Origin of the sequence: Marinobacterium profundum (genome assembly GCF_001528745.1) — a bacterium.
In the GTDB taxonomy this organism is placed as follows: domain Bacteria; phylum Pseudomonadota; class Gammaproteobacteria; order Pseudomonadales; family Balneatricaceae; genus Marinobacterium_A; species Marinobacterium_A profundum.
Genome location: NZ_BCNS01000131.1, coordinates 1 through 22,481, shown reverse-complemented (window position 1 = coordinate 22,481; position 22,481 = coordinate 1). Strand labels below are relative to the sequence as shown.

General features: G+C 57.0%; 24 protein-coding genes. 13 read left to right on the top strand and 11 right to left on the bottom strand.

Annotated elements, in window-relative coordinates; genetic code table 11:
- Positions 1 to 13: 13 nt before the first annotated feature.
- From pspA to MPRO_RS15190, 4 genes are read left to right on the top strand one after another with little or no spacing between them, the layout of a single operon-like run.
- On the top strand, positions 14 to 691 hold the full coding sequence (gene pspA / locus MPRO_RS15205) for a phage shock protein PspA (protein ID WP_067294431.1): 678 nt from the start codon (positions 14 to 16) through the stop codon (positions 689 to 691).
- Positions 691 to 942, top strand: a complete 252-nt coding sequence (pspB, locus tag MPRO_RS15200) for an envelope stress response membrane protein PspB (protein ID WP_067294428.1) — start codon at positions 691 to 693, stop codon at positions 940 to 942. Before pspA ends, pspB begins: the two co-directional genes overlap by 1 nt.
- A gap of 28 nt (positions 943 to 970) precedes the next feature.
- Positions 971 to 1,360 carry an envelope stress response membrane protein PspC gene (gene pspC / locus MPRO_RS15195; RefSeq protein ID WP_067294424.1) on the top strand — a complete coding sequence of 130 codons (390 nt, stop codon included), beginning with the start codon at positions 971 to 973 and terminating at the stop codon, positions 1,358 to 1,360.
- A 55-nt stretch (positions 1,361 to 1,415) separates the two neighbouring features.
- Positions 1,416 to 2,021, top strand: coding sequence for an antibiotic biosynthesis monooxygenase (locus MPRO_RS15190; protein ID WP_067294422.1), 606 nt, complete (start codon positions 1,416 to 1,418; stop codon positions 2,019 to 2,021).
- A 65-nt stretch (positions 2,022 to 2,086) separates the two neighbouring features.
- Here the strand turns inward: MPRO_RS15190 and MPRO_RS15185 are convergent, their stop codons facing one another.
- Both MPRO_RS15185 and MPRO_RS15180 read right to left on the bottom strand, forming a co-directional pair.
- Positions 2,087 to 4,333, bottom strand: a complete 2,247-nt coding sequence (locus tag MPRO_RS15185) for a CehA/McbA family metallohydrolase (RefSeq protein ID WP_216821314.1) — start codon at positions 4,331 to 4,333, stop codon at positions 2,087 to 2,089.
- 166 nt (positions 4,334 to 4,499) lie between these two features.
- Positions 4,500 to 5,057 (bottom strand): TetR/AcrR family transcriptional regulator, encoded by a 558-nt coding sequence (locus tag MPRO_RS15180; protein ID WP_067294417.1) that lies wholly within the window; start codon positions 5,055 to 5,057, stop codon positions 4,500 to 4,502.
- Positions 5,058 to 5,142: 85 nt separating this feature from the next.
- Here MPRO_RS15180 and trpB point away from each other — a divergent pair, with 85 nt between their 5' ends.
- Both trpB and trpA read left to right on the top strand, forming a co-directional pair.
- Positions 5,143 to 6,378 (top strand): tryptophan synthase subunit beta, encoded by a 1,236-nt coding sequence (gene trpB, locus MPRO_RS15175; RefSeq protein WP_067294414.1) that lies wholly within the window; start codon positions 5,143 to 5,145, stop codon positions 6,376 to 6,378.
- Positions 6,375 to 7,163, top strand: a complete 789-nt coding sequence (gene trpA, locus MPRO_RS15170; protein ID WP_067294410.1) for a tryptophan synthase subunit alpha — start codon at positions 6,375 to 6,377, stop codon at positions 7,161 to 7,163. Before trpB ends, trpA begins: the two co-directional genes overlap by 4 nt.
- On the opposite strand, the gene MPRO_RS15165 is transcribed toward trpA, so the two are convergent.
- Positions 7,144 to 8,565 carry an aminotransferase-like domain-containing protein gene (locus tag MPRO_RS15165; protein WP_067294406.1) on the bottom strand — a complete coding sequence of 474 codons (1,422 nt, stop codon included), beginning with the start codon at positions 8,563 to 8,565 and terminating at the stop codon, positions 7,144 to 7,146. The genes trpA and MPRO_RS15165 overlap by 20 nt on opposite strands.
- 166 nt (positions 8,566 to 8,731) lie before the next feature.
- On the opposite strand from MPRO_RS15165, the gene ccoG reads away from it, so the two are divergent.
- Positions 8,732 to 10,090, top strand: coding sequence for a cytochrome c oxidase accessory protein CcoG (gene ccoG / locus MPRO_RS15160; RefSeq protein ID WP_067294402.1), 1,359 nt, complete (start codon positions 8,732 to 8,734; stop codon positions 10,088 to 10,090).
- 46 nt (positions 10,091 to 10,136) lie between these two features.
- Here ccoG and MPRO_RS15155 read toward each other — a convergent pair whose 3' ends face one another.
- Positions 10,137 to 10,550, bottom strand: a complete 414-nt coding sequence (locus MPRO_RS15155; protein ID WP_067294399.1) for a hypothetical protein — start codon at positions 10,548 to 10,550, stop codon at positions 10,137 to 10,139.
- Between the two features lie 250 nt (positions 10,551 to 10,800).
- Here MPRO_RS15155 and MPRO_RS15150 point away from each other — a divergent pair, with 250 nt between their 5' ends.
- Complete coding sequence (locus tag MPRO_RS15150) at positions 10,801 to 11,280, top strand: CreA family protein (RefSeq protein WP_067294395.1); 480 nt, start codon at positions 10,801 to 10,803, stop codon at positions 11,278 to 11,280.
- A 131-nt stretch (positions 11,281 to 11,411) separates the two neighbouring features.
- On the opposite strand, the gene MPRO_RS15145 is transcribed toward MPRO_RS15150, so the two are convergent.
- The 4 genes from MPRO_RS15145 to MPRO_RS15135 all read right to left on the bottom strand — a co-directional run bounded on the left by MPRO_RS15145 (position 11,412) and on the right by MPRO_RS15135 (position 13,397).
- A complete protein-coding gene (locus MPRO_RS15145) occupies positions 11,412 to 12,104 on the bottom strand; it encodes a pirin family protein (protein ID WP_067294392.1) in 693 nt (230 codons plus the stop codon).
- Positions 12,101 to 12,553 carry a DoxX family protein gene (locus tag MPRO_RS15140; RefSeq protein WP_067294389.1) on the bottom strand — a complete coding sequence of 151 codons (453 nt, stop codon included), beginning with the start codon at positions 12,551 to 12,553 and terminating at the stop codon, positions 12,101 to 12,103. The genes MPRO_RS15145 and MPRO_RS15140 overlap by 4 nt, the downstream gene beginning before the upstream one ends.
- 218 nt (positions 12,554 to 12,771) lie before the next feature.
- Positions 12,772 to 12,933, bottom strand: coding sequence for a YHYH domain-containing protein (locus tag MPRO_RS25135; RefSeq protein WP_245635112.1), 162 nt, complete (start codon positions 12,931 to 12,933; stop codon positions 12,772 to 12,774).
- A 176-nt stretch (positions 12,934 to 13,109) separates the two neighbouring features.
- The gene (locus MPRO_RS15135; protein ID WP_067294385.1) at positions 13,110 to 13,397 is read right to left on the bottom strand and encodes a metal-sensing transcriptional repressor; all 288 of its coding nucleotides are present in this window, start codon (positions 13,395 to 13,397) and stop codon (positions 13,110 to 13,112) included.
- 605 nt (positions 13,398 to 14,002) lie between these two features.
- Between MPRO_RS15135 and MPRO_RS15125 the strand changes: the two genes are divergently transcribed.
- The 4 genes from MPRO_RS15125 (at position 14,003) to MPRO_RS15110 (ending at position 18,056) form a co-directional block, all read left to right on the top strand.
- On the top strand, positions 14,003 to 14,656 hold the full coding sequence (locus MPRO_RS15125) for a HupE/UreJ family protein (RefSeq protein ID WP_281177192.1): 654 nt from the start codon (positions 14,003 to 14,005) through the stop codon (positions 14,654 to 14,656).
- A gap of 15 nt (positions 14,657 to 14,671) precedes the next feature.
- Positions 14,672 to 15,331, top strand: coding sequence for a transmembrane anchor protein (locus tag MPRO_RS15120; protein WP_067294376.1), 660 nt, complete (start codon positions 14,672 to 14,674; stop codon positions 15,329 to 15,331).
- Positions 15,332 to 15,448: 117 nt separating this feature from the next.
- Positions 15,449 to 16,759 carry an MFS transporter gene (locus MPRO_RS15115; RefSeq protein ID WP_067294373.1) on the top strand — a complete coding sequence of 437 codons (1,311 nt, stop codon included), beginning with the start codon at positions 15,449 to 15,451 and terminating at the stop codon, positions 16,757 to 16,759.
- 418 nt (positions 16,760 to 17,177) lie between these two features.
- The gene (locus tag MPRO_RS15110) at positions 17,178 to 18,056 is read left to right on the top strand and encodes an NAD(P)-dependent oxidoreductase (protein ID WP_067294369.1); all 879 of its coding nucleotides are present in this window, start codon (positions 17,178 to 17,180) and stop codon (positions 18,054 to 18,056) included.
- 131 nt (positions 18,057 to 18,187) lie between these two features.
- Here MPRO_RS15110 and MPRO_RS15105 read toward each other — a convergent pair whose 3' ends face one another.
- The 3 genes from MPRO_RS15105 to MPRO_RS15095 form a co-directional block, all read right to left on the bottom strand.
- Positions 18,188 to 18,607, bottom strand: coding sequence for a MarR family winged helix-turn-helix transcriptional regulator (locus MPRO_RS15105; RefSeq protein WP_067294365.1), 420 nt, complete (start codon positions 18,605 to 18,607; stop codon positions 18,188 to 18,190).
- Positions 18,608 to 19,356: 749 nt separating this feature from the next.
- The gene (locus tag MPRO_RS15100; RefSeq protein ID WP_158651836.1) at positions 19,357 to 20,607 is read right to left on the bottom strand and encodes an SGNH/GDSL hydrolase family protein; all 1,251 of its coding nucleotides are present in this window, start codon (positions 20,605 to 20,607) and stop codon (positions 19,357 to 19,359) included.
- 338 nt (positions 20,608 to 20,945) lie between these two features.
- Positions 20,946 to 21,716 carry an AraC family transcriptional regulator gene (locus MPRO_RS15095; protein WP_067294356.1) on the bottom strand — a complete coding sequence of 257 codons (771 nt, stop codon included), beginning with the start codon at positions 21,714 to 21,716 and terminating at the stop codon, positions 20,946 to 20,948.
- Between the two features lie 53 nt (positions 21,717 to 21,769).
- Here MPRO_RS15095 and MPRO_RS15090 point away from each other — a divergent pair, with 53 nt between their 5' ends.
- Positions 21,770 to 22,411 carry a 2-hydroxychromene-2-carboxylate isomerase gene (locus tag MPRO_RS15090; protein ID WP_245635111.1) on the top strand — a complete coding sequence of 214 codons (642 nt, stop codon included), beginning with the start codon at positions 21,770 to 21,772 and terminating at the stop codon, positions 22,409 to 22,411.
- The last annotated feature ends 70 nt before the right edge of the window (positions 22,412 to 22,481 follow it).

Below are 22,481 nucleotides of genomic sequence, written 5' to 3'. Positions count from 1 at the left end.
GGAGCCACATATCATGGGTATCTTTTCACGCTTTGGTGACATCGTTAACGCCAACATTACCGCCCTGCTCGATCGCGCCGAAGACCCGGCCAAGATGATCCGCATGATGATCCAGGAAATGGAAGACACCCTGGTGGAAGTGCGTACAACCTCCGCCCGGGTGATAGCTGATCGAAAATCCCTGCAGCGTCGTCTGGAGCGTCTTGCCGACGAAGCCGCCGAGTGGGAACGCAAGGCACGCCTGGCCATCAACAAGGGCCGAGAGGACCTGGCCCGGGCGGCACTGGGTGAGCAACAGGCCATTGAGGAGACCCTGAAGCAGGCACAGCAGGAGTTGGCGACAATAGAGGAACAACTGACAGTGCTGCACGAAGAAATTGGCCAGTTACAGCAAAAGCTCGACGACGCCAAGGCCAAGCAAAAATCCCTGCGGGTACGCGAACAAACCAGCCGCTCGCGCCTGGATATGCGTCGCGCCAGCAACCGCGACAAACTGGAAGATGCCTTTCAAAAATTTGAGGCCTATGAAAGACGCATGGATAACATGGAAGCAGAAATTGAGTCCCAGGATCTGGGCCGAAATCCCGGCCTCAACGAGCAGTTCGAGGACCTGGAGCGCAATGACCAGGTCGAGGATGCCCTGGCCGCGCTCAAGGCCCGCATGAAATCCACCGAGCGGAGCCATGACTGATGTCCACCATGGTGTTTTTCTTCGTGCCGACGGTGATTTTCCTCGCCGTCGTGGTGCCGATGTGGCTCATGCTGCATTACTGGACCCGCGCCCGACTCAACAAGGGCCTGTCGGGCGATGAGCACCAGCAACTGGAAGAAACCCTCGCCCTGGCCGAACGCCTGGAACAGCGTGTGCAGACGCTGGAAACCATACTGGACAGCGAGCACGCCGGCTGGCGCACCAGCCGGGACGACGACCGCCAGCATTGAGCCAACGCAACCGAACAAGGAGCCCCGCATGAATCACCCAACCAAGCGCAATGGCTATAACCGCAACCTCTACCGCAGTGCTGACAAGGGCTGGCTCGGCGGCGTTTGCGCAGGACTGGCCGAAAGCTATGGTCAGCCGGTCTGGCTGGCGCGCATTATCTTCCTGACCCTGTTCCTGTTCAGCGGCAGCCTGGCTGTACTGCTCTATCTGGCGGGCATTTTTCTGCTGGATCGCCGCCAGGGACCCGCCGTACGGGAAAGCGCCCGCAAGCCGGCGTTCGACTACGGCAGACCCATGAGCTCGCGTCTGCGTCAGCTGAATGAGCGCATGCAGGCGGTAGATCGCAGATTGCAGTCGATGGAGCGCTACGTCACCTCAAGCCGCTACCGTTTCAACAAGGAATTCAAGGATCTCTAAAGAACAACACCTTCGGGTATCATGGAGCTCTTCCCCGCCCGAAGGAACTGCCGGCATGGACCAGACACCACAACCGACCGACACCAGCATCAACACCACCGCCGACGATGCCGTCACGGTGGTGATCTCAAGACGTATCAAGCCCGGCAAGGAAAAAGCCTTCGAACAGCTCAACAGCGCACTCAGCCGGGAAGTCGTGCACTTTGCCGGTTTTCTGGGCTCAACCCTGTTCCGCCCTGCCAGCAGCGCCGACCCCGAGTACCGTATCCTTTTCAAGTTCCGCAGCCGGGAAGACCTGGAGCACTGGCAGCAATCACCGCAGCGTATTCAGTACCTGGATGCGATCGAAGACTGCCTCGATGCGCCCGACAGTACCGAAGTAATGTCGGGGCTTGTGGCCTGGTTTTCCCTGCCGGGCCAGAACCCGGTGAAACCGCCCCCCAAATACAAAATGGCGGTGGTGGCCTGGCTGGCAATATTTCCGCTGATCACCCTTGTGAGCTGGCTGCTCGGCGCCGAACTTAGCCAGATTCCGCTGCTGCCGCGCACCCTGCTGATGACCATCCCGATAACCCTGCTGATGACCTATGTACTGATGCCGGCCCTGACCAAACTGCTGGCCTTCTGGCTCTTCCCCAAACGCGACAGGGATGAGCGCTAACAGCCCGGCGCACGCAAAAAAAACCGAGGCCTGGGCCCCGGTGATTTACAACGCAAACACCCTGGTCAGAACTGCTGCTCCTCGACCATTTTCAGCCATACCGGATTGGTAAACGCCTTGTTTTCCTGGCTGTCTTCGACCACCAGACCCACCCAGCCAGACTCCTGGGGCACGTCGAATTGCACCGAGGCGGTCTCGCCGGCAAGCGCCTGTTCGCTGATAACGCCCTGCTTGCCGATCAGCTGCACGGACTTCAGGCCATTGACCGAGAGCAGGTCGAAGCTGAGGGTCTGTGGCTGGTCCTTCGCCAGTTTCAGGGTGTCGCCGAACATCACGTTTTTCGGATAGATAACCGGGCCAAAGGACACGTAAGCGCGGCCGTTTTTCATCGCCTGGGCAAAGGCCTTGGCGTCCGGTTTGCTGCCGGTGTAAACGAACATCCGATCCAGGCCCGTGGTTTCGTTCCACACATCATGGGTGTCAGAACCTGCGGTGTAATAATAGGGCAAGCCATCAGTCCACAGCTGGCGGGCTTTTTCGACTGCCTTTTGATAGTCGACTACCGCATTGATCTCGATCAAATCGATCGCAGGATCAAAGCCGCCGGGCACTGTGTTCTTTTCCAGACTGCTCATATAGCCGTAAGGGATGTACGGGTGGTTGGAGGCAACCACTGTCGCGCCCATGCGCCGCATGTCCTTGAGCAGGGTATGTATATCGTCAACACCAGGATCAACGGAGAGCTCTGCGCCTATATCCAGAGGGAAGGGGTTGAAATGCCCCCAGGACGGCGAAAACTCGATAGACGGTACAAAGGGCACGCCGCGCTTGTCGGAGAGCGCCTTGATCTCGACGTGATTTTTCGTCGAGTCGTGGTCACTGACGAAGGTAACGTTAAGGCCCGCAGCCAGCTGCGAAATAACCAGGTCCTGCGGAGGGGTCGAGCCTTCCAGCACATCGGAGTGATGATGCAGGTCGCCTGAGTACCAGCCGTGCTGAGTCGGATAAGTGCTGATCGGCACTTCGCTGGTCACGTCTGTCGTCTTGTTTGGCGCTATGCTCACGTCTACCAATACCGGCTTGGACACAAAGTTGGCCCCGGCCGAGACTTTGAGCTGGTAATCGCCGGGGGCGAGGGTAAAGCGCGCCTGGCCTATATCGTCCAGCCCGGTGAAGAAGGTCTTGGCGCCGAGAAATTCGATCAGGGGCTTGTTGCCGCTTTCTATCTGGATTTTCGCGTCCAGCGGCGCCTTGCTCTGGGCGTCCGTCACCTGAATGCTCACCTCGCCCGGGGCGAGAAGATCGTCGAACGCCAGGCTCAGAGCTTGCTTGTTTTCGATGCGAATATCATGTTTCTTGCTTTGGGAATAGCCCTTGGCCGTAGCATAGGCCTGATAGTCGCCGACAGGCAGGTCCAGCTTATAGTTGCCGTCCTTGCCGATTGCCCAGATGTAGGGCACACCGTCCTTCAGGATCACGACAGCCGGTGCCTCGACAGTTTTTCCATCCTGGGTTTTCACACTGCCAGACAGTGAACCCGCATCCAGCTGCTTGCGCTCGATTTCCGCTTTTACCACAGGTGCGATATCGCCGCTGCCCAGCACCTGGTACTCGCCTTCAAACGAGACTGACTGCGATTTTTTCAGGCTGTGCTTGAGGTACAGGTCGCGGGATTTGTATTTCAGTTCGGTAAAGTAAGGCGCGTGCAGGGCGATCGCCCAGTCCTGGTCGTATCCGACGAAGCGATCGGCGACCGGCTTGTCGACAGTCGCCTCTTCCTCGCCCGCATAGCCAGGTACCGCGAACTTGTAACCACCCTCAGGCCACAGCGTATAGCCCGACTGCAGATCGACCAGGTCTTCACCCTCGTTGGTCATGGTAGTTTTGACACTGATGCGATCGGAGCCCGCCTTGAGGCTGTATTCGGTGCTGATCACCGCCTTGCCAAAGTCGCGCGTGACTTTAACCACGGCTTCCTCGGGGCTGTCTTTTAGAATATCGACTTTCTGATAGGTGTTCGGCCAGCTCGACCAGTTATTGGGAATAAAGTCGGCGAAGGCTACCCGGTCGTTGCTCAGCGAGCCGTCGGCTTTGACGTTCGCCATATCGATGATGCAGCCGCGCGCCACACCCCATGGCGGTGCTGTGCCCACAGCCAGCGAGAACGCCAGCTTGTCGTTTCTGATGGTCAGGTCCTGATCGGACAACGCCGTGCCCGCCGGAATAATGGTCTTGCCTTGGCTAATAGAGACACTTGCATGGCTCTGGGCCGCCGCGCCAAGTATCGACAGCAGAATTATTGCCTTGGACATAAAGGGCTTACGCAACGCTTTTATCATTTTTGGACCTTTCGGCGCTATTGGGTTTTTTAATTGGATAATCAATTAACAAAATCGAGTGTATACGCCCCTGCCGTTAAGCGTCAACGCACACAGCGTCACAATCCCCACCAGGCCAGGATCGGCGTTATGCCCGCGACTAACCCTGCGCCCCCAGCGCGCGCCGAATCAGGCTGGAGAGGTCACCTGTAGCCGGAACAGTCTGCTGTCGTAGCGCTGGTTGCAACACCCCCTCACGGCACAGGGCCCGCAGCATAAAGCGCTGCTCTGCTGTCAAGCTGACCATCTGAGCCTTTAGCACCCGGTCACACCAGTGCTCTAAATCCTCCTCAAAGGCACTGAAGAGCGCCCGCGACTCCGGCTCCATCTTGTGCTGTTCCCCCAGCATAATGCGATAAATGGCCAGCATCTGCGGTTGTGATGCGAGCTGGGCGAAGCCGCCCGGAATCAGCTCAAACCAGCCAACAGCCTCGATATCGAGTGTCGCCCGCTGTTCCTCGGAGGCCGCAATGGCCTGCTCCAGCATGGCCTGCCACAGCGCCTGTTTGCTGGGAAAATGACTGTACACCGTCGGCTTTGACACCCCGGCACTTTGCACCACCAGATCAATGGTCGTGCCCTGATAGCCCCGCTCGCTGAACAGGCGCTGCGCCGTGTCCAGAATCAGCTGTTTTTTGGAAGGTCGGCCCCGGGCCATGTATAGGTCCTTAAAATGTCGTTGACTGCAGGGAATTTTACTATTATTTTAACTAAACGGTATAGTTAATAAATTAAGGTGCGTCATGCAAAGTGACAAGGGTTTCTTCGGCCGCTTCGGTGGCAGCTACATTCCGGAAATACTCCACGCCAGCCAGCAGGCTCTGCTGGACGCCTGGAACCAGGCCCGTGTCGATAGCGATTTTCTGGCCGAGGTCGACCGCGAACTGCAGCAATACTCCGGTCGGCCCACGCCGCTGACCCCCTGTCCCAACCTCACCCGTGAGCTCGGTGGCGCCCAGGTCTTTCTCAAGCGCGAGGACCTGAACCACAGCGGCGCTCACAAGATGAACAACGTTATTGGCCAGGGCCTGCTGGTCAAACGCATGGGCAAGAAGCGCATTATCGCTGAAACCGGCGCCGGCCAGCATGGCGTGGCCTCGGCGCTTATCGCCGCCCGTCTGGGGCTGGAATGCACCATCTACATGGGCGCCAGGGATATCGAACGTCAGTACCCCAATGTGTTCTGGATGAAGCAGCTCGGCGCCACAGTAGTGCCGGTGACCAGTGGTGGACAGACGCTGCGCGATGCGCTCGATGAAGCGCTGCGTGACTGGTCCGCGGATCCGTCCGGCAGTCATTACCTGCTGGGCACGGCCTGTGGCTGCGCGCCCTATCCGGAGATGGTGGCCGAATTTCAGTCGGTGATCGGCCGCGAAGTGCGTGCCCAGAGCCTGCAACAGTTTGGTACTCTGCCCGACTCCATTTACGCCTGTGTGGGGGGCGGCAGCAACGCCGCCGGCATCATGCTGCCCTTTATCGACGACCAGAGCGTTGAACTGGTGGGGGTTGAGGCCGGCGGCCGTGGACCGGCACCAGGGGATCACTCCATTCGCCTGTCCGACGATCTCGGCAGCCCCGGCATCGCCCAGGGATTTGCCACCATGTTCCTGCAGGATGACCAGGGCCAGCTGATGGAAACCCACTCAATTGCCGCAGGGCTCGACTATGTTGGCGTATCGCCGATTCTGGCGCACCTGAATGATACCGGCCGGGTACGCATGACGGCGGCGAACGATGACGAAGTCATGCACGCCTTCCAGGCTCTGCTGCGCCTCGAGGGTATTATCCCGGCGCTGGAGTCCTCCCACGCCGTGGCCGGTGCGCTGCGGGATATCCCCGCCATGTCGCCGGACAAGAAGGTGGTGATCAACATTTCCGGGCGCGGCGACAAGGATATTTTCAACGTCGCCAGCGCGGTGAAAGATGCCGAATTCGGCCCCTTCCTGCAGCGCTACCTGGCGCGGGAGTTACAGGCATGAGCAAGCTTCAGACATTTATCGAGCAGCAGCGCAAAGAAAAGCCCATCCTGCTGATGACCCATGTGGTCTATGGCTACCCCACAATCGACGAGAGTCTCGCACTGATGCGCGACCTGCTGAATGAGGGCGTTGAGTTGCTGGAGGTGCAGTTCCCGTTCTCGGATCCCTCCGCCGATGGCCCCTCCATCCTGCATGCCTGCCACCAGGCACTGCAGCAGCGGCCCACCCTGGCGCGCTGCCTGGAAGATATAGCGCTGCTGGCCGAGGATTTCCCCGCCAGCCGCATCCTGCTGATGAGCTACCTCAATCCGCTCTATCGCTACGGGCTGGAGCGCCTGCCAGCCGATGCGGCCGCGGCCGGTATCGCCGGCCTTATCATCCCCGACCTGCCGCTGGAGCTGGCAGCGGACTTTCGCCACAGCTGCGTTGAGGCCCGGATAGAGCCCATCTGGATGCTGACACCGGAAACGCCACCGGCCCGCATGCAGCAGATCTGCGATGCCGCCAGCGGCATGCTCTACTGCGTCAGCCGGCGCGGCGTGACCGGCGCCGACAGCCATAACAGCGGCAACAGCCAGCAAGTGCCACTGGAGGACTACCTGGCCGCCATCCGCGCCACTACACCGCTGCCGCTGGGGGTTGGCTTTGGCATCCGCACCGGTGTCCAGGTAAAGGCCCTGCATGGTATGGCCGATATCGCCGTGGTGGGTTCAGGCCTGCTGGATGCCTTTAACCACGGTGGACGCAGCGCTGCTTTGGAGCAGGTCAGGTCGCTGCGCGGCTAGCTAGCAGCAATTCGGGCAGCCGCCCCAGGGCTTCACTGCGACGCGTATCCCAGGGGTGCGCAAAACTGATCCGCAGGCAATTGCGAAACTGTCCCGAAACCGAGAACAGTGGCCCAGGCGTAATCACCACGCCCTGGGCCAGCGCCAGCGGATAGGTGCTGAGGGTATTGACGGACTCCGGCAGTTCAAGCCACACCGCCAAGCCACCCTGGGGCGTGCTGACCCGGATTTCGCCGGGCCAGGCATGCAGGAACGCAAGCAACCGGTCGCGTCGTATGCGCAGCTCACTGCGCTGACGCCGCAGGTGCGCAGCCAGGCTGCCATCGCGCATGAAATCCGCCAGCCCCTGCTGCAGGTAACGGCTGCTCGCCAGCTGAGTCACCAGCTTCAGGTGCAGGATGCGATCATGCCAGCGGCCACCGGCCACCCAGCCCAGGCGCAGGTCACGGGACAGGGATTTGGAAAAGGAGCTGCACAGAATGACACGCTCGCGGGTGTCCAGCGCCTTTAACGGATCAGGCACCTGGGAAAAGGCCGTATCGGCGTAAATATCATCTTCGATAATCGCCAGATCGAACTCTTCGGCCAGCACCAGCAAACGCTGGCGTGCCGACAGCGGCATCAATGCACCGCCCGGCGTGGCAAAGGCCGGCGATACCACGCAGGCCTTGATATCCCAGCGTTTGAGCACCGCTTCCAGGGCCTCAATATCGAGCCCGGTCTCGCTGGAGGTCGGCACTTCAACCACCTGCAATTCCAGCTGTTCGAGCAGCTGCAGCACGCCATAAAACCCGGGCGACTCCACCGCCACCACGTCACCCTTGCGGCAACAGGCCATCAGCGCCAGAAAGAGCGCGTGCTGGCACCCCGAGGTGACACACAGCTGCTCAGGCAGCACCTGCCAGCCGCGTCTGGCGGCATGCAGCGCCAGCTGTTCGCGCAGCGCCATATCCCCGGCCGGCGCGTCATAGTACTGATGATCGTCACCTTTCTGGCGCCGCAAGGCCCGCCCGATGGCGCGGTTCAGCGCCACTATGCCCGGGGGCGAATCGCCGGCATGCAGATCCGGCAACAGATCGAAGGCTGCACTGCGACGCATGATATCGAGGAACAGCTCGCTCACCGTCACCGGGCGCGGCGCCTCTATCCGGGCCAGGCTGCGCGGTGCCCTGGCGGCACTGGGCAGTAAGGCCACGAAGTAGCCGGCTTTGGGGCGCGCCTCGATCACCCCCTGGGCTTCGAGCCGCTGCAGGGCATGCTGTACGGTCGCCTTCGACAACCCCTGCTGCTCGCACAGCGCACGAATCGATGGCAAACGCTCACCCAGGCGCCAGCGTTGCTCGGTAATGCCCTGTAGCAGCCAGTTTTCCAGCTGCTGATAGCGATACTCCGTCTGGGTCACTCCAGCTTCCTCTGTGTCGTTGTCGCTGCACCCTGACGGCAGCAAACTTTAAGACTAATGCGGACCGCCAGAAATCTGTACCTATTATCTTTAATTTTTTTATACCTGATCCTATTCGCAACACAAGGTTAATCTGCAGCCGATTTAACCTCTGCGGACGCCAGCCATGGAACAGATCCCCGTTGTACAAGACTACACACCACCCTTTGCCCGGGATGGAAAGTTCCACGTGCGCCTCACCGAAGGGCGCTTCCAGAACTGGCGCCGACTCAGTACCTGGCCATTGATCGCACTCTTCTTCGGTCTGGCCTGGGTACAGGTCAACGGTCAGCCCTGGCTGCTGTTCTCGTTCGAACAGCACCGCATTATCCTGTTTGGCAAAGCCCTGTCCTGGCATGATTTGCCGTTGCTCGCCGGCCTGATGATCGCAGGCGCCAGCCTGCTGTTTTTTCTCGCAGTCGCCTGGGGCCGTGTCTGGTGTGGCTTTGCCTGCCCGCAAAGTATCTGGACCTGGCTCTTTATCCGCATCGAGCAGTTCACCGAAGGCCGTGCCAGCAAACGCGCACGCCAAGAGGACCAGCCCCTGGGCGCCACCCGCCTGCTGCGCCGCATCACCAAGCATCTGCTCTGGATCCTGCTGGCCTGCGCCACCGCGACCACCTTCACCGGCTATTTCGTGCCAATCCGCGAGATACTGGCCGCCGCCATGGGCTGGGAAATGTCGCCGGCACTCTGGGGCTGGCTGCTGATCATGGCCGCACTGACCTACGCCAATGCGGGCCTGGTGCGCGAGAAAATCTGCCTGCACGCCTGCCCCTACTCCCGCTTTCAGGGCGTGATGTTCGACCGCCATACCCGCAGCGTCAGCTATGATGCGGGCCGTGGAGAGCCCCGCGCCAACCTCCGCAATACCGGCGCCGACAGTGGTGACTGTGTCGATTGCGGCCTCTGCGTGCAGGTGTGCCCCACCGGCATCGATATCCGCGACGGCCTGCAGGCCGCCTGTATCGACTGCGCCGCCTGTATCGATGCCTGTGATGAGGTGATGGACAAGATCAAGCGCCCACGGGGCCTGGTCCGCTTTGCCTCCGAAGCCCAGCTGGCCGGCCAGCCGTCGCCGCTCAAACGCCCGCTGCTGGCCTGCTACGGGGTGGTGCTGCTAGGCTCAATTGGCGCCGTCGCCTGGGGTTTTACTACCACCACTGACTTGCTGGTCGAAATCCGCCGCGACCGTGACACCCTGTTCACCCAGCAGGATGAGCACACCATCTGCAACAGCTATCGCATCAAGCTGGAAGGCTTTGCGAAAGATCAGTCGCTGATTGCGCTGTCGCTGCAGGGCCCGGGAGATTTCGAGCTGTTCGGGCCGGCCAGCATCGATCTGATTGAGAGCAACTCAACCTGGCTGCCATACCGGGTCTGCGGCCGGGATATTGAACGCTCACGCACCCTGGTGCAGTTCAGTTTCGAGGGTCAGGGCATTCACAGAACCCAGCTGACGACCTTTTTGACGCGGGCGCTTTAATAAGTTTGAGCCAATCGAGCGTAGCGCCAATATGGCCTTTGGATTGCTACTCAGCCGTTACCTGCAAGCGCCCACCGCGGGCCTCTGCCAGGTCGATTGCCAGACGCTTCGTCGACCAGCCGTGTACCTTGTCGTGGGCCTCGATAAACAGGTGATTCGTGCCTTCGGGCACCATAACGCCGCTCAGCGAACGGGTGAAGGGCTGCTCATCCACATGGGGATGGAACAGCACCCTGTCACCCAGCACTGCGCCCGCCTCATCCACCACACGCCAGTTGTCGGCGTAATGATCCCAACCGCTATCCCCGTGTTGCAGCGTTACGCTGACCAACCAGCGGTCGGCACCGCTGCTCTGAAACTGTGCCCCGAGGATCTCAACCTCACCGGCCTGCGCTATGCTCAGGCCTGCAAAGCCAAACAAGCCGGCCAGCAAGGCCTTAACCGATGTGCACCTGTTCATTCTGCTCGCCTTCATTGGATTGCCCTCATAAAACCCGCCGTATCAGCAACTGCGCCGACCGGCTTTGGCCTGCTGTAGCTAACTTAAAGGATTCGCTGCGCCCACGCGAACCTGTCCCGCCATGTATTCACCAGGGCACATCTGCAATACTGCTTTTTGGCGACCGATTTTGGTGCGATTGATATTTTTGCGAGCGATACTTTTACGACGCTAAAAAAGCGGGCAATGCGCCCGACAAGGAATTCTGTAGATGAGAAAACGATTTTGGATACTGGGCTTTGCCGCCCTTTCTGTACTTATGACAGGCTGCTCTGATAATGAAGTTGGGGATGTATCCCTGGGCCTGCTGACCACCAAGGACATTAAACTCAATGTCCTGACCGACCCGCTGATTCCAGGCGTCACCTGTCATGTGGCCAGCATTGAGGCCAACCTGGATTTTTCCGATCCAAGTGATTCATCGATTTCCTGCAGGCAAACCGGCGAAATCACCGCCGCCATGATCGCCGCCATCGACAAATCCCCCGATGGCGACATTGTGTTCAAAAAATCAAAAAGCATTTTCTTCAAGACCATGAAGATTCGCCGCATCTTCGATGCCGACTCCCAAACCCTGATGTACCTGTCCTACTCCACCAAGGAAACCTCCGGCAGCTTCAAGCACAGCCTGTCCACCGTGCCGCTGTGGGGCACTCAGGCGTACAGGCCTGCGGGCGCTGCGCAAAACTAGCCTGGTTCTTTATATCCAGGCTCTATATCCAAGTTCTCCACCCCCTCCCGGTATAGCAGCAACATAAAAACCGGCCAGGTCTTATAAACCTGGCCGGTGTCTGTTGTGCCGTAAAAGATAAGCTGCGCGGATCAGGGCAGATCGAACAGCAACGCCTCCACCGGTGCTGTGCCGGCCTGCAATGCCAACTGCGCCAGGCCTTCGATACTGACGCCATCGCCCGCTTTTAGCGGTGTATTGCCGATCGTCAACGCCCCCTTTATGAGGTGTATATACTGTCGCCGGCCAGACTGAAGTACATGGGTCAGGCCCTGCTCGGAATCCAGCAACAGCTGATAGAGGCTGGCATCCTGGCGCAGCGTCAGGCTGCCCGCTTCGCCATCCGGGCTGATCACCAGCGTCAGGCCATTGCGCCGGCCAAAGTTCTTCTGCTGATAGCCAGGCTTGCCACCGAACTGATCCGGCTGAATCCAGATCTGCAGAAAGCGCAGCCCGCTGGATTCAGAGGCATTGTACTCGCTGTGCCGAATACCGCTGCCAGCCGACATCAGCTGAAACTCGCCAGCGGGCAGCTGCTGCACATTGCCTTCGCTGTCCTTGTGAGCGATCACTCCTTCCAGCACATAGCTGATGATTTCCATGTCCTTGTGCCCGTGGGTACCAAACCCAGCCCCCGGCGCAACCTGATCCTCGTTGATAACACGCAGGGCCGAAAAGCCCATATGCTTGGGGTCGTAATAGTCGGCAAAGGAAAAGCTGTGACGGCTATTGAGCCAACCATGATTACCCCGGCCACGGGCCTCGCTTGAACGTACAGTGATCATGCTGCCTCCTCACGATCAGACTTCGCGAAGGCTCCATCCAGGCTCAGACGACCGCCGCCGGAGAGCAGCAGCGACACCGTGCCCGCCAGCAACGCCAGGCCAAACTCGTAGCCGTTGTTGCTCATAAAGAGTCCGTTGCCTATATGCACCGAGAAAATCGCCACCAGCATGGTCACCGCCAGCACCAGCGCCGCCGGGCGGGTGAGCAGGCCAAGAATCAGTGCCACGCCCCCAAGGAACTCAGCGCCTCCAGCCAGGGCTGCCATCAGCACACCGGGCTCCAGCCCGATGGATGCCATCCACTGCCCGGTGCCTTCAAGGCCATAGCCGCCAAACCAGCCGAACAGCTTCTGGGCGCCATGGGCCACAAAGAGCGTCCCCAGTGGCAGGCGCAGCGCCAGACCGGACCAGTGGGTACCAGGATTGATAATGCGGTTGATCAGGCTCATCTCGACCTCCTCGGGTTCCAAATTTCAGAGCTGCAAGCTGCTGCCCCCTTTGCTGAAACCACTATAGACACAGCCGCGAGCGCAAAAAACCGGAACATTCTGAGGCAAAGGATCAGTAAAACTGAATAGTACGGAGGGTTTTAAACTTGGCACATGAGCCGCCGAAGCCAATCATAGAGTTGGCCACCAGATGTAAGGCGGCCAAATTTGAGCGTTACTCAATGGCAATGGTAGCCGCCTGTTGTATGGTTGCGATGACAGCCTTTGGAGTCGGTGCCACCACTATGAGCAAACGCAGTAAGTGAAGCCAGGGTAATAACAGCGGCGATGAGCGTCGCAGAAAGCTTTCTCATGTCGAATTCCTTTTTCAGCTTATTCATGTTGTGACGAGCGTCACCAGCCAAGGGGTATAGCAACAGACCTCCATTGTACAAGCAGCTTTGTTAGCATGACCAAGCTGCAATCGCTCCAAGGCTTCGAGCAATAAGGCACCAAAGAAGTGCAGACTATCGTGCAACGTCCACCGCACACCTGAAAAAGCCCATAGTAGATTGAACTAAAGGTATTTGGTGATTTGCTTGAAGTCTTCCAATGGTGCGCGCTCACCCTTGTGTAGCGCCTCGACTGTGTGTTCCAGGCAGTGGTCGATATGATCCTGAATGAGAATGCGTTTGGCCTGGCAGATCGCTTTTTCCACCGCATGCAGTTGCTGAGCGATAGCGACGCAGGCACGCCCTTCCTCGATCATATCGACGGTGCTGCGCAGATGCCCCTGCGCACGCTTCAACCTTTTGATGATATCGCTATGACTTTGGTGCTGATGTCCATGTTCCTGCTCACTCATGTGTTGAGTCTCGCGCCTTGATGATTTACTCTGAATGCTATCCCCCTGGGGGGGATATAGTCAATCATGTCCCCCTCCACTCTAAAGTGGGCGAACCGTCCAGGCAGCACCAAGAAGAGCTACATGTACAGCAAGCCCATCAACGCCAAGGTGATCATTGTTCTTGCACTAGCCATAGTGATGGCTTGGGCTGTGCATACGTCTGGGCGCCTGGTTGGACTGAGTCAGCCGGCCATGATTGGAAGTAACGTGGGCCATATGCACGACAACACGGCATCCCCCTGTATTACATGCGCTGATCACTACCACTCGTCACTCACTGCCGACCATGTACATGAGATTCCCTATCTCGCAACGCTTCCTCGCATCGTCTCACAGCCAAAGCGAGCCCTGCGCATAGAAGCCCCGCGCTATTCCATTCCTGCCAGTCCAGTTTTCTTGATCGAGCGTCCTCCCCGCTCCAAATTCGTGCTCTGACATTGGCCGCCTTAAGGCCCAAGACCACTGCAAACCAGGACTTAACTATGTATTCGCTATCCATGAGCGGTATAGGTGCACGTGTCGTGCGCCCAAATCGCCAACAGTTACTCTTGTTACTCTTCACAATGTTGCTCTTACTTGGCATGCCGGATGCGCTGGCTCATGCTGTGGCAGAAGGCGACAAAGGCTTTATCCTGGAAAGTTCCGGGGTGATGCTGCTGCCCTTTACCTACCTGGGTGCCAAGCACATGATCACCGGTTACGATCACCTGCTTTTCCTCTTCGGGGTCATCTTCTTTCTCTATCGCCTGAAAGACGTGGGGGTGTATGTCACGCTGTTCGCCGTTGGGCATTCAGTCACTTTGCTACTGGGCGTACTGACGGAAATCAGTATCAGCTCGTACATTGTTGACGCCATCATCGGCTTCTCCGTGGTGTACAAGGCACTCGACAACCTTGGGGCATTTCAGCGCTGGTTTGGCTATCAGCCCAACACCAAGGTAGCTACCCTGCTTTTCGGCTTGCTCCACGGCTTTGGTCTGGCCACCAAGATTCTGGAATACGAGATCTCGGAAGATGGCCTGATACCCAACCTGATTGCCTTCAATGTCGGCGTCGAAATCGGCCAGCTCCTGGCCCTGAGCGCCATTCTCATTGTTATGGGCTATTGGCGGCGCTGCGCCAGTTTCTGGCGCCATGCCTACACCGCCAACGTCGCCATGATGAGCGCCGGTTTCCTGTTAATGGGTTACCAGCTCACCGGCCTGATCGTGTCTTAATAAGGAATTCCCATCATGTTCAACAGCAAACGTCCGACCCTCAATGAATTGCCCTCCAGCCGCCAACTGCTGCGCTCCACCATGCTCGCACTGGGCGTAGCCGCTGCATTGCTGACCACCGTTGTTATGCCATCTGAATACGCCATCGATCCCACGGGCGTGGGGCGGTTACTCGGTCTGACACAAATGGGCGAAATTAAGGAAACTCTGGCACAAGAAGCAGCGGCTGCTGCCAGGGTGCAATCGCCTTCGCTAACAGCAACAGCAACCCCAGAACCAGAACAGGCATCTCAAGAACTGGTTGCGGCGGCACCGGTCATCAAGACTGTAGCGAAACCGGAGACCACTCTAAAATCCGATGAAGTGACTGTCACGCTAAAACCGGGCGAAGCCAGTGAAATCAAGCTGGAAATGCTGGACAAGGCCACCGTCAGCTACGAGTGGGCAACCAATGGTATTCCGGTCAACCACGACACCCACGGCGAGCCCTATGACGGGCCTAGCGATTACTACCATAGCTACAGCAAAGGAAAGCAGGTTAAAGGCGATAAAGGTGAGTTCACCGCCATTTTTGACGGCACCCACGGTTGGTTCTGGCGTAATCGCAGCAACAGCGTTGTGACCATTACGCTGAAAACCAAAGGCGAATACCTGAGCGTCAAACGCGTGATCTAAATTAATACAGCCCCTCTCGCCGCCCGGTGAGAGGGGTTTAATCTTCCATCAAGTTTAAAGAAAGGCTAATTACTTCAAATACTGATATGCCATAGGTTTGGCTATCCGAGGCTTAAGATGCTGAAAATTCTTGCCAACCGAATCTATCGACATCTATTTCTCGCCCAGGTTATTGCGCTTGTTGGAACCGGATTAGCCACTGTCGCGCTTGGTCTGCTTGCCTATGAACTGGCTGGCGCCCAAGCTGGGGCCGTTCTCGGTACTGCGCTGGCGATTAAGATGATCGCCTACATTGGTGTCGCCCCAGTGGCGGCAGCTTTCGCACAACGCTTTGCCCGGCGCACAATGCTTGTTTCGCTGGATCTGGTGCGGGCGTTAGTGGCACTCGCGTTGCCGTTCGTATCCGAGGTCTGGCATGTTTACGTACTGATTTTTGTTCTTCAAGCAGCCTCGGCAGCATTCACCCCGACCTTCCAGGCTATCATTCCAGACGTTCTCCCGGAGGAAGAAGATTACACCCTGGCTCTGTCGCTATCGCGCCTGGCATATGATCTGGAAAGTGTCGCCAGCCCCATGCTCGCGGCGGCGTTACTGACGGCCACCAGCTTCCACAGTCTATTCGCAGGCACTGCCGTTGGCTTTCTCGCCTCCGCGGCTCTGGTCGTCTCGGTGTTACTGCCAAAAGCACAGCAAACATACAGACGCAGCATTTATGATCGAACAACCCGCGGCTTTCGCATCTTCCTTGCCACGCCGCGCCTGCGAGGCTTGCTGGCCCTGAACATGGCCGTTGCCGCCGCCAGCGCCATGGTCATTGTCAATACAGTGGTCCTCGTGCAGTCCCGTTTCGGCCTGTCACAGAGCGCGACCGCGTGGGCACTCGCGGCCTTCGGCGGCGGATCTATGCTTGCTGCGCTGGCGTTACCTGGCCTGCTCAAAGTCATCAGTGATCGTAATGCCATGTTATGCGGTGCAGGACTCTTGGGAGCCGGCCTGATGGTCGGCATAGGCCTGCCCAGCTATGGTTTCTTGCTGCCACTGTGGGCCCTTCTGGGCGTTGGCTATGCACTGGCACAAACCCCGAGTGGTCGGCTATTGCGCCGATCTTCCCATGCAAAAGATCGCCCGGCTGTCTTTGCCGCCCAGTTTGCCCTTACGCATGCCTGTTGGTTGATTACCTACCCATTGGCCGGTTGGGTCGGCGCCCGTTTTGGTCTGACAGCGGCCTTTGCCGTGCTCGCGATATTGGCCGCACTGGCGTTGCTGACAAGCATGAGGATCTGGCATCCAAGTCATGACCTGGATGTTATTGAACACAGCCATGAGAACTTGTCGAAAAATCACCCCCACCTTCAAGATACGGGCACCGAACGGCGCCACAAGCATATCTTTATCATTGATGATGAACATAACCGCTGGCCTGACTGAAACATGGTGTCAAGCGAGGCGATACCGACATAGCCCGTCCAACCAACACTGACCAAATCCTCGATGCCCTCCCCGCCTTCACAACCCGTGATCACCGCGGACAGGGTCAAAATGAGCTCATAGAACAGTAGGTTCTCGACTTTACTGCCTTGGCAGGGATCATCAATTGCATTGAAATGATGGGCTAAAGCGGCAAGGCCATCGACAGGACTCCAGGCTGAACCCAAAAAGAGAGGCCCAATTGCGCCCATTGCGACGACGAACAGGCCAGATATCCAGCACTGAATACGCACCTTTCTACTGCCTGTACGGGCATAATTCAGAAACAACTGCTCCTAAAGAGTTCTCGCACTTGCCCTGGACAAGCAAATAATAATACAATCCAATAATCATACAATAAGACATTAAGGAGTTGGATATGGAAAAGCCTGTCATCGGTTTCATCGGCCTTGGCCTTATGGGCGGCAACATGGTTGAGAACCTGCAAAAGAAAGGCTACAAGCCCGTTGTAATGGACCTCGACAAGGAAGCCGTTGCGGCCGTTGTTGCTCGCGGCGCTACCGAGGCCTCTTCAGCAGCCGAACTGGCCGCGGCCAGCGACATAGTTATGCTATGCCTCACCACGTCTGCCGTTGTTGAAAAGCTGGTTTATGGTGAAAACGGCATCCTGGCCGGCATCAAAGCAGGCGCTACACTGATCGATTTCGGCACCTCGATCCCAGCCTCTACCCGCAAGATAGGCGCAGACCTTGCCAAGAAAGGCGCGGGCATGATCGACGCTCCCCTGGGCCGTACGCCAGCCCATGCCAAAGACGGCCTACTAAACATCATGGCCTCTGGCGACCAGGAGACCTTCAACAAGGTAAAGCCTGTGCTTGAGCAGCAAGGCGAGAATGTATTCTATCTGGGTACACTCGGCGCCGGTCACACGACCAAGCTGATCAACAACTTCATGGGTATGACCACCGTTTGCGCCATGTCGCAGGCGTTTGCCGTGGCTGATCGTGCAGGCGTAGACCGCCAGCAGTTATTCGATATCATGTCGACGGGGCCGTCTAATTCACCCTTCATGCAATTCTGTAAAAACTACGCTGTAGACGGCGTAAGCGATCTGGGCTTCTCAATCGCCAATGCCAACAAAGACCTGGGCTATTTCCTCGAGATGGTTAAGGATCTGGGCACAAGTGCACCTATTGCCGAGGGCACTTCGTCTAACCTTCAGGCCGCATTCGATGAAGGTATGGGTAACGGTAATGTTCCGGAAATCTTCGATTATTTCCTCAAGCTCCAGAAGTAATTCGAAGGCAACCTTACTACGGTGTTGAGACTCGTAATAAAGCCATGCCGTAGTAAGGTTTCGCCCTGAAATTCATACCTGTATTTTAATAAATGGGTAAAAATAAAAACTTTCCACTGATACGCTTAGCATCAGAGCAGCGCTTTGATAATGCCAGCCAGAGCCCCCTGCTGTTGCCTGTCAAGAGGCTCCAGCATGGTTTGTGCTGCATGGTTGAATGAAACCTCGGCATCCTGAAAAAGCTGCGCCCCTGCATCGGAAAGTGCCACCAGGCTTACCCGGGCATCGCGCGCATTCTCCTCTTTGTGTACCAATCCAATCTTTACCATTGGATTAAGCAGCCGTGTAACGCCGGATGCACTCAGTCCTACATTTTCGGCCAAGTCGATTCGACGCATTCGATTATTGGCTGCCCCATGCAACTGCAGCAACACCATGTACTCAGTCACACTAATTCCATGTGCCGAGAGAGCAGCGCCCAGGCGCTTCTGGATTTTGTTCTGGAGATTGGCGAGCCCTATCACAAGATCGCCTTCTGCTTTGTTCGACATGACACACCTGCTTGCTGAATGCTTGAGCTAGCAACTATCAACCAATTTACTTGCGCAGTCAACTATCTATCAAGCCATACGCACAGTTATAAGACATAAGCACCAGCCAGGCTTATACCTGAGCCACGGGGCTTTGAGGCTGTATCGGCTGGGTTCCGAAGCCAGCGCCCAGCGCAAGCACGTGCAGTAGCTGTATTTGAGGTAATGAATATTTTACGGCTTATATATTAACCCGCCAGGTTGATATTAACCCGGCGGGTTAATACATGAAGCAGGGATGCTTCATCATTGGCCGCAGGCCAATGCGAACGCCAGAAAAACCAGCAAGTCCATGCACTTGCGCTAGTTTTTCTGGCGTGACGGACAAATAGGGAGGGAACCTATTTGTCCACCGGGTTAATAGTACCGTATCGCCAAGATCCGCGCTCAAGCAGGACCAGTGTTGGAGGTAACTGAATAAATGGACGGCATGCTGATTAGAATCAGAAAGCGGGAGCGAGAAGGCTTAAATAAAGCGGCTTGCAGCCAACTACACTCTGAACAAGCAGGCTTATTTATGCAGAGTCTGAATCGATTTTATTAACGAAAGAGATCTTGATTATCTGGGGATTACACTATGTTTATTGGCGTTTTAGAAAATGCTGTCAAAGAAAAAGCGCTACCCTAAAGCAATAGACCACATCGCTCACAGATAACGCCCAGATCAAAATAAATTTAAAACCGACTCGGCTGCGGCACTCCCAACGGCGCTATAACTCAGTTTCCAGAAGCGATATTATCTTATCCGCACGCAGGATCATGGATGCGGCATCGTAATCAGGGATTTTATCCCCCTGTTTTTTTTGAACATCTTCAATAAAGTCGCTCAACTTAGAGACAGCGCTTGCGTTTTTTCCTTCGGCAATTTTATCACTGACACTATTTAGTTTTTTGTTGAGAAGATTCCGGGTCCGGACATCGAGCTTACTGACCTGCAGCCTTAGATAATCCAGCATATCGGGCACGAACGACTCTAAAAAACTTTGCGCTAGCAAAGCGTGAAAGGCAGCGCTGGGATGCTCACTGTCCCAGAAAACATAATCGTCCGGATTCTCGCAAACGGTGATCACTTCACCGGGGGTGGGCGCGACAAAACCCGAATAACAGGGGGTAGTGACATTAGTGAAGCCGAAAGAAATAGGTTCACTGATGACAGCCGTTGTCAAAGAAAAGGTATCGAACCAGATGATATTTACATCGTTCTCCCAGGTAGCCAGCATCTCAACCAGGGCCGCGTTGTATTGCATGCTCAACGACGAAGCGACCCCGGCAAGCGCAGGATTACTTGCGAAACCCGGAACCACCCCGAGATTTGGCATGTTAGGTACCAGAATTTCCTGCGCACCGGCATCGACCATGGTTTCAATCGCGCCGTTGATATCAACAATGACATCATTGAGCCACACAGGTATGTCTGCGGGGAGCAGCAATTCGAATGCCGCCAGGAGTGTTATATCGATAAGGTCGTTGGAGCCTGAAAATGCCACGTACAGTGCCTGGGAATCACTCACACCAAGGGAGTTAAATGCCTCTCGCTGGGCATTGAATGTCCATGGGAACAACGGCTGCCCGTTTGGACAGGGAAAAACGTTGCCCTGGTTCGGCAGAAAACCCACCAGTACCGGTTTGCAGCCGTTATCTTCAACGGTGTTATAGTCAGTCCGGGTCCCACCGTAAGCAAAGTTGTTGCCACCATGAAAACTAGACTCCGAATTCACGCCCAGCTGACTGCTCAGCACATCTACCCAGTTATCCCCGTTGGTAAAGCGTCCGGAATCATAGTAGTCAGCTCGCGGAATTCCGACTCCGGTTACAGAGTCTGTTGCGTCGAAAAGATTGCCCTGATCTGACAGGCTATCCCCAAATGTGTAGATACCATTAAAACCACCACTGTTGGCCAGTGAAGGAATCATGAAAATGAGTCCGATTAACGCAAATTTTAAGCCTTTTATTCTTTCCATGAAGTAATCCCCCTATTGTTGTCCTCATGATAGTTTCTAAGTACCACTACCGACAGCGCCTCCCCCTCTCCTTTTAGATAGCACACAGGCATCCTGCGACCCCGCTGACCAACAACCTCTGTCAATTCAATAGGTTCCTGTTTCTGCGTGACGGGTTACAACCTGACAAGAAAAAATATTGTGACTCTTCATATATGGCAGCTATAAATCCCCCAGCGGTCACTTCTGAAATAGCGCGTTGGATCTGTAATGGATATTTACCGCAGTACTGTAAAATGACCGCACTTATTCGATTACGGCCGCCGCCATCACATACCAGTTTAGGTCTCACGGCTTCGCTACTCGTTCTGCCGAAATTGCGTCGGGCTCTGGCCGAAGTGCTGTCGGAAGGCATGGCTAAGCGCCTCCTGGCTGCCATAGCCATAACGGGCAGCAACAGTCTTGACGCGCGCGCCGGCTGCGAGGTCCTGCCGCGCCAGGGTCAGGCGCCACTGGCGCAGGTAGCTGAAAGGCGTCTGGCCCACCAGGGATGCAAAGCAGGCCATAAACTGGCTGCGGGACAGGCCGGCCAGTGCCGCCAGATCTTCGCTGCGCCAGCGCTGTTGCGGCGCTTCGTGAATGGCCACCAGAGCCCGGCTGATGCGGGCATCGGCAAGGCCTGCTATCAGGCCGGGCTGACTGGCCCCCTGTTCAAGTGCATGGCGCAACAGCATGATCACCAAAACTTCCAGCAGCCGCTGCAAGGTGGAATAGCCGCCGCAACGCGCAGCGGCGGCTTCACGGCCAATCAGCTGCGCCAGGTCATGCACCAGGCCACCGGGCTCCACTGCCATATACAGCTGTGCAGGCAGTGCCCGCGCCATGGGGTTAACCCCGCCGCCCAGCGACACGGACGCCGCGAGCAACACCCGTTGCTCCTGTGCAACCTCTCGCTCAAATGGCGCAGCCACAGGCCAGAACTGCACTTCGTTAATCAGCTGACCCTCGGCCCCTGCGAGCAACAACAGATTGGCCCTGGGGTCTGTGGCATCGGTCAGCGCCGAAGCCTGCAGTTCAAATCGACTCAGCAGTGCCGACAGGCGGTCGGGTCTTTGAACGTAATCTCTCATTTCGGACTTTTAATCATGATTACCGGAATAAACTTGCCATTAGGTCTTCTAGTATGAGCATCATAGACTCCATCAGTGTAAATACCGAGGCTCCCATGACTGCCAAAATTGATTACTATTTCACCTGCATATCGCCCTTTACCTTTCTGGGCCATGACCTGCTAATCAAAACCGCTGCGGCCGCCGGCGCGCAGATCAATTTTATGCCGACGCGCCTGGGGCCGGTATTTGCAAACTCCGGCGCCAAGCCCCTGGGTGAACGGCCACAGGCTCGTCAGGACTATCGTCTGGTGGAACTCAAGCGCTGGGCGAAGAAGCGCGGACTGGCACTGAACCTGCAGCCCAAATTTTTCCCCTCAGATCCGGCCCTTGCCGACAGCTGCGTGATTGCGCTGCTGGCTGCCAAACAGAACCCGGCCGAATTCGCCGGCCGCGTCATGGCCGCCTGCTGGGTGGAGGACAAGAGAATTTCTGACAGCAGCGTAATTCGCGAAGCACTTGAGTCCAGCGGTTTTGATGCCGATGCCATTCTCGCCGCTGCAGGCTCAGACACAACCTCTGCCATCTACGATCAGAACACTGAGCAGGCCGTTGCACTGGGTATCCTGGGCGCGCCCTCCTATGTCTTGAACGGTGAGCAGTTCTGGGGCCAGGATCGGCTTGAGCTGCTGGCCGAGACACTCGCCTCCGCCTGAAAAGCTGCTGCTGCGCCAGAACCTGTAAAGCCCTAGGAGGCTGTCCGACAATGCTGGCCGTAGCGAGAGC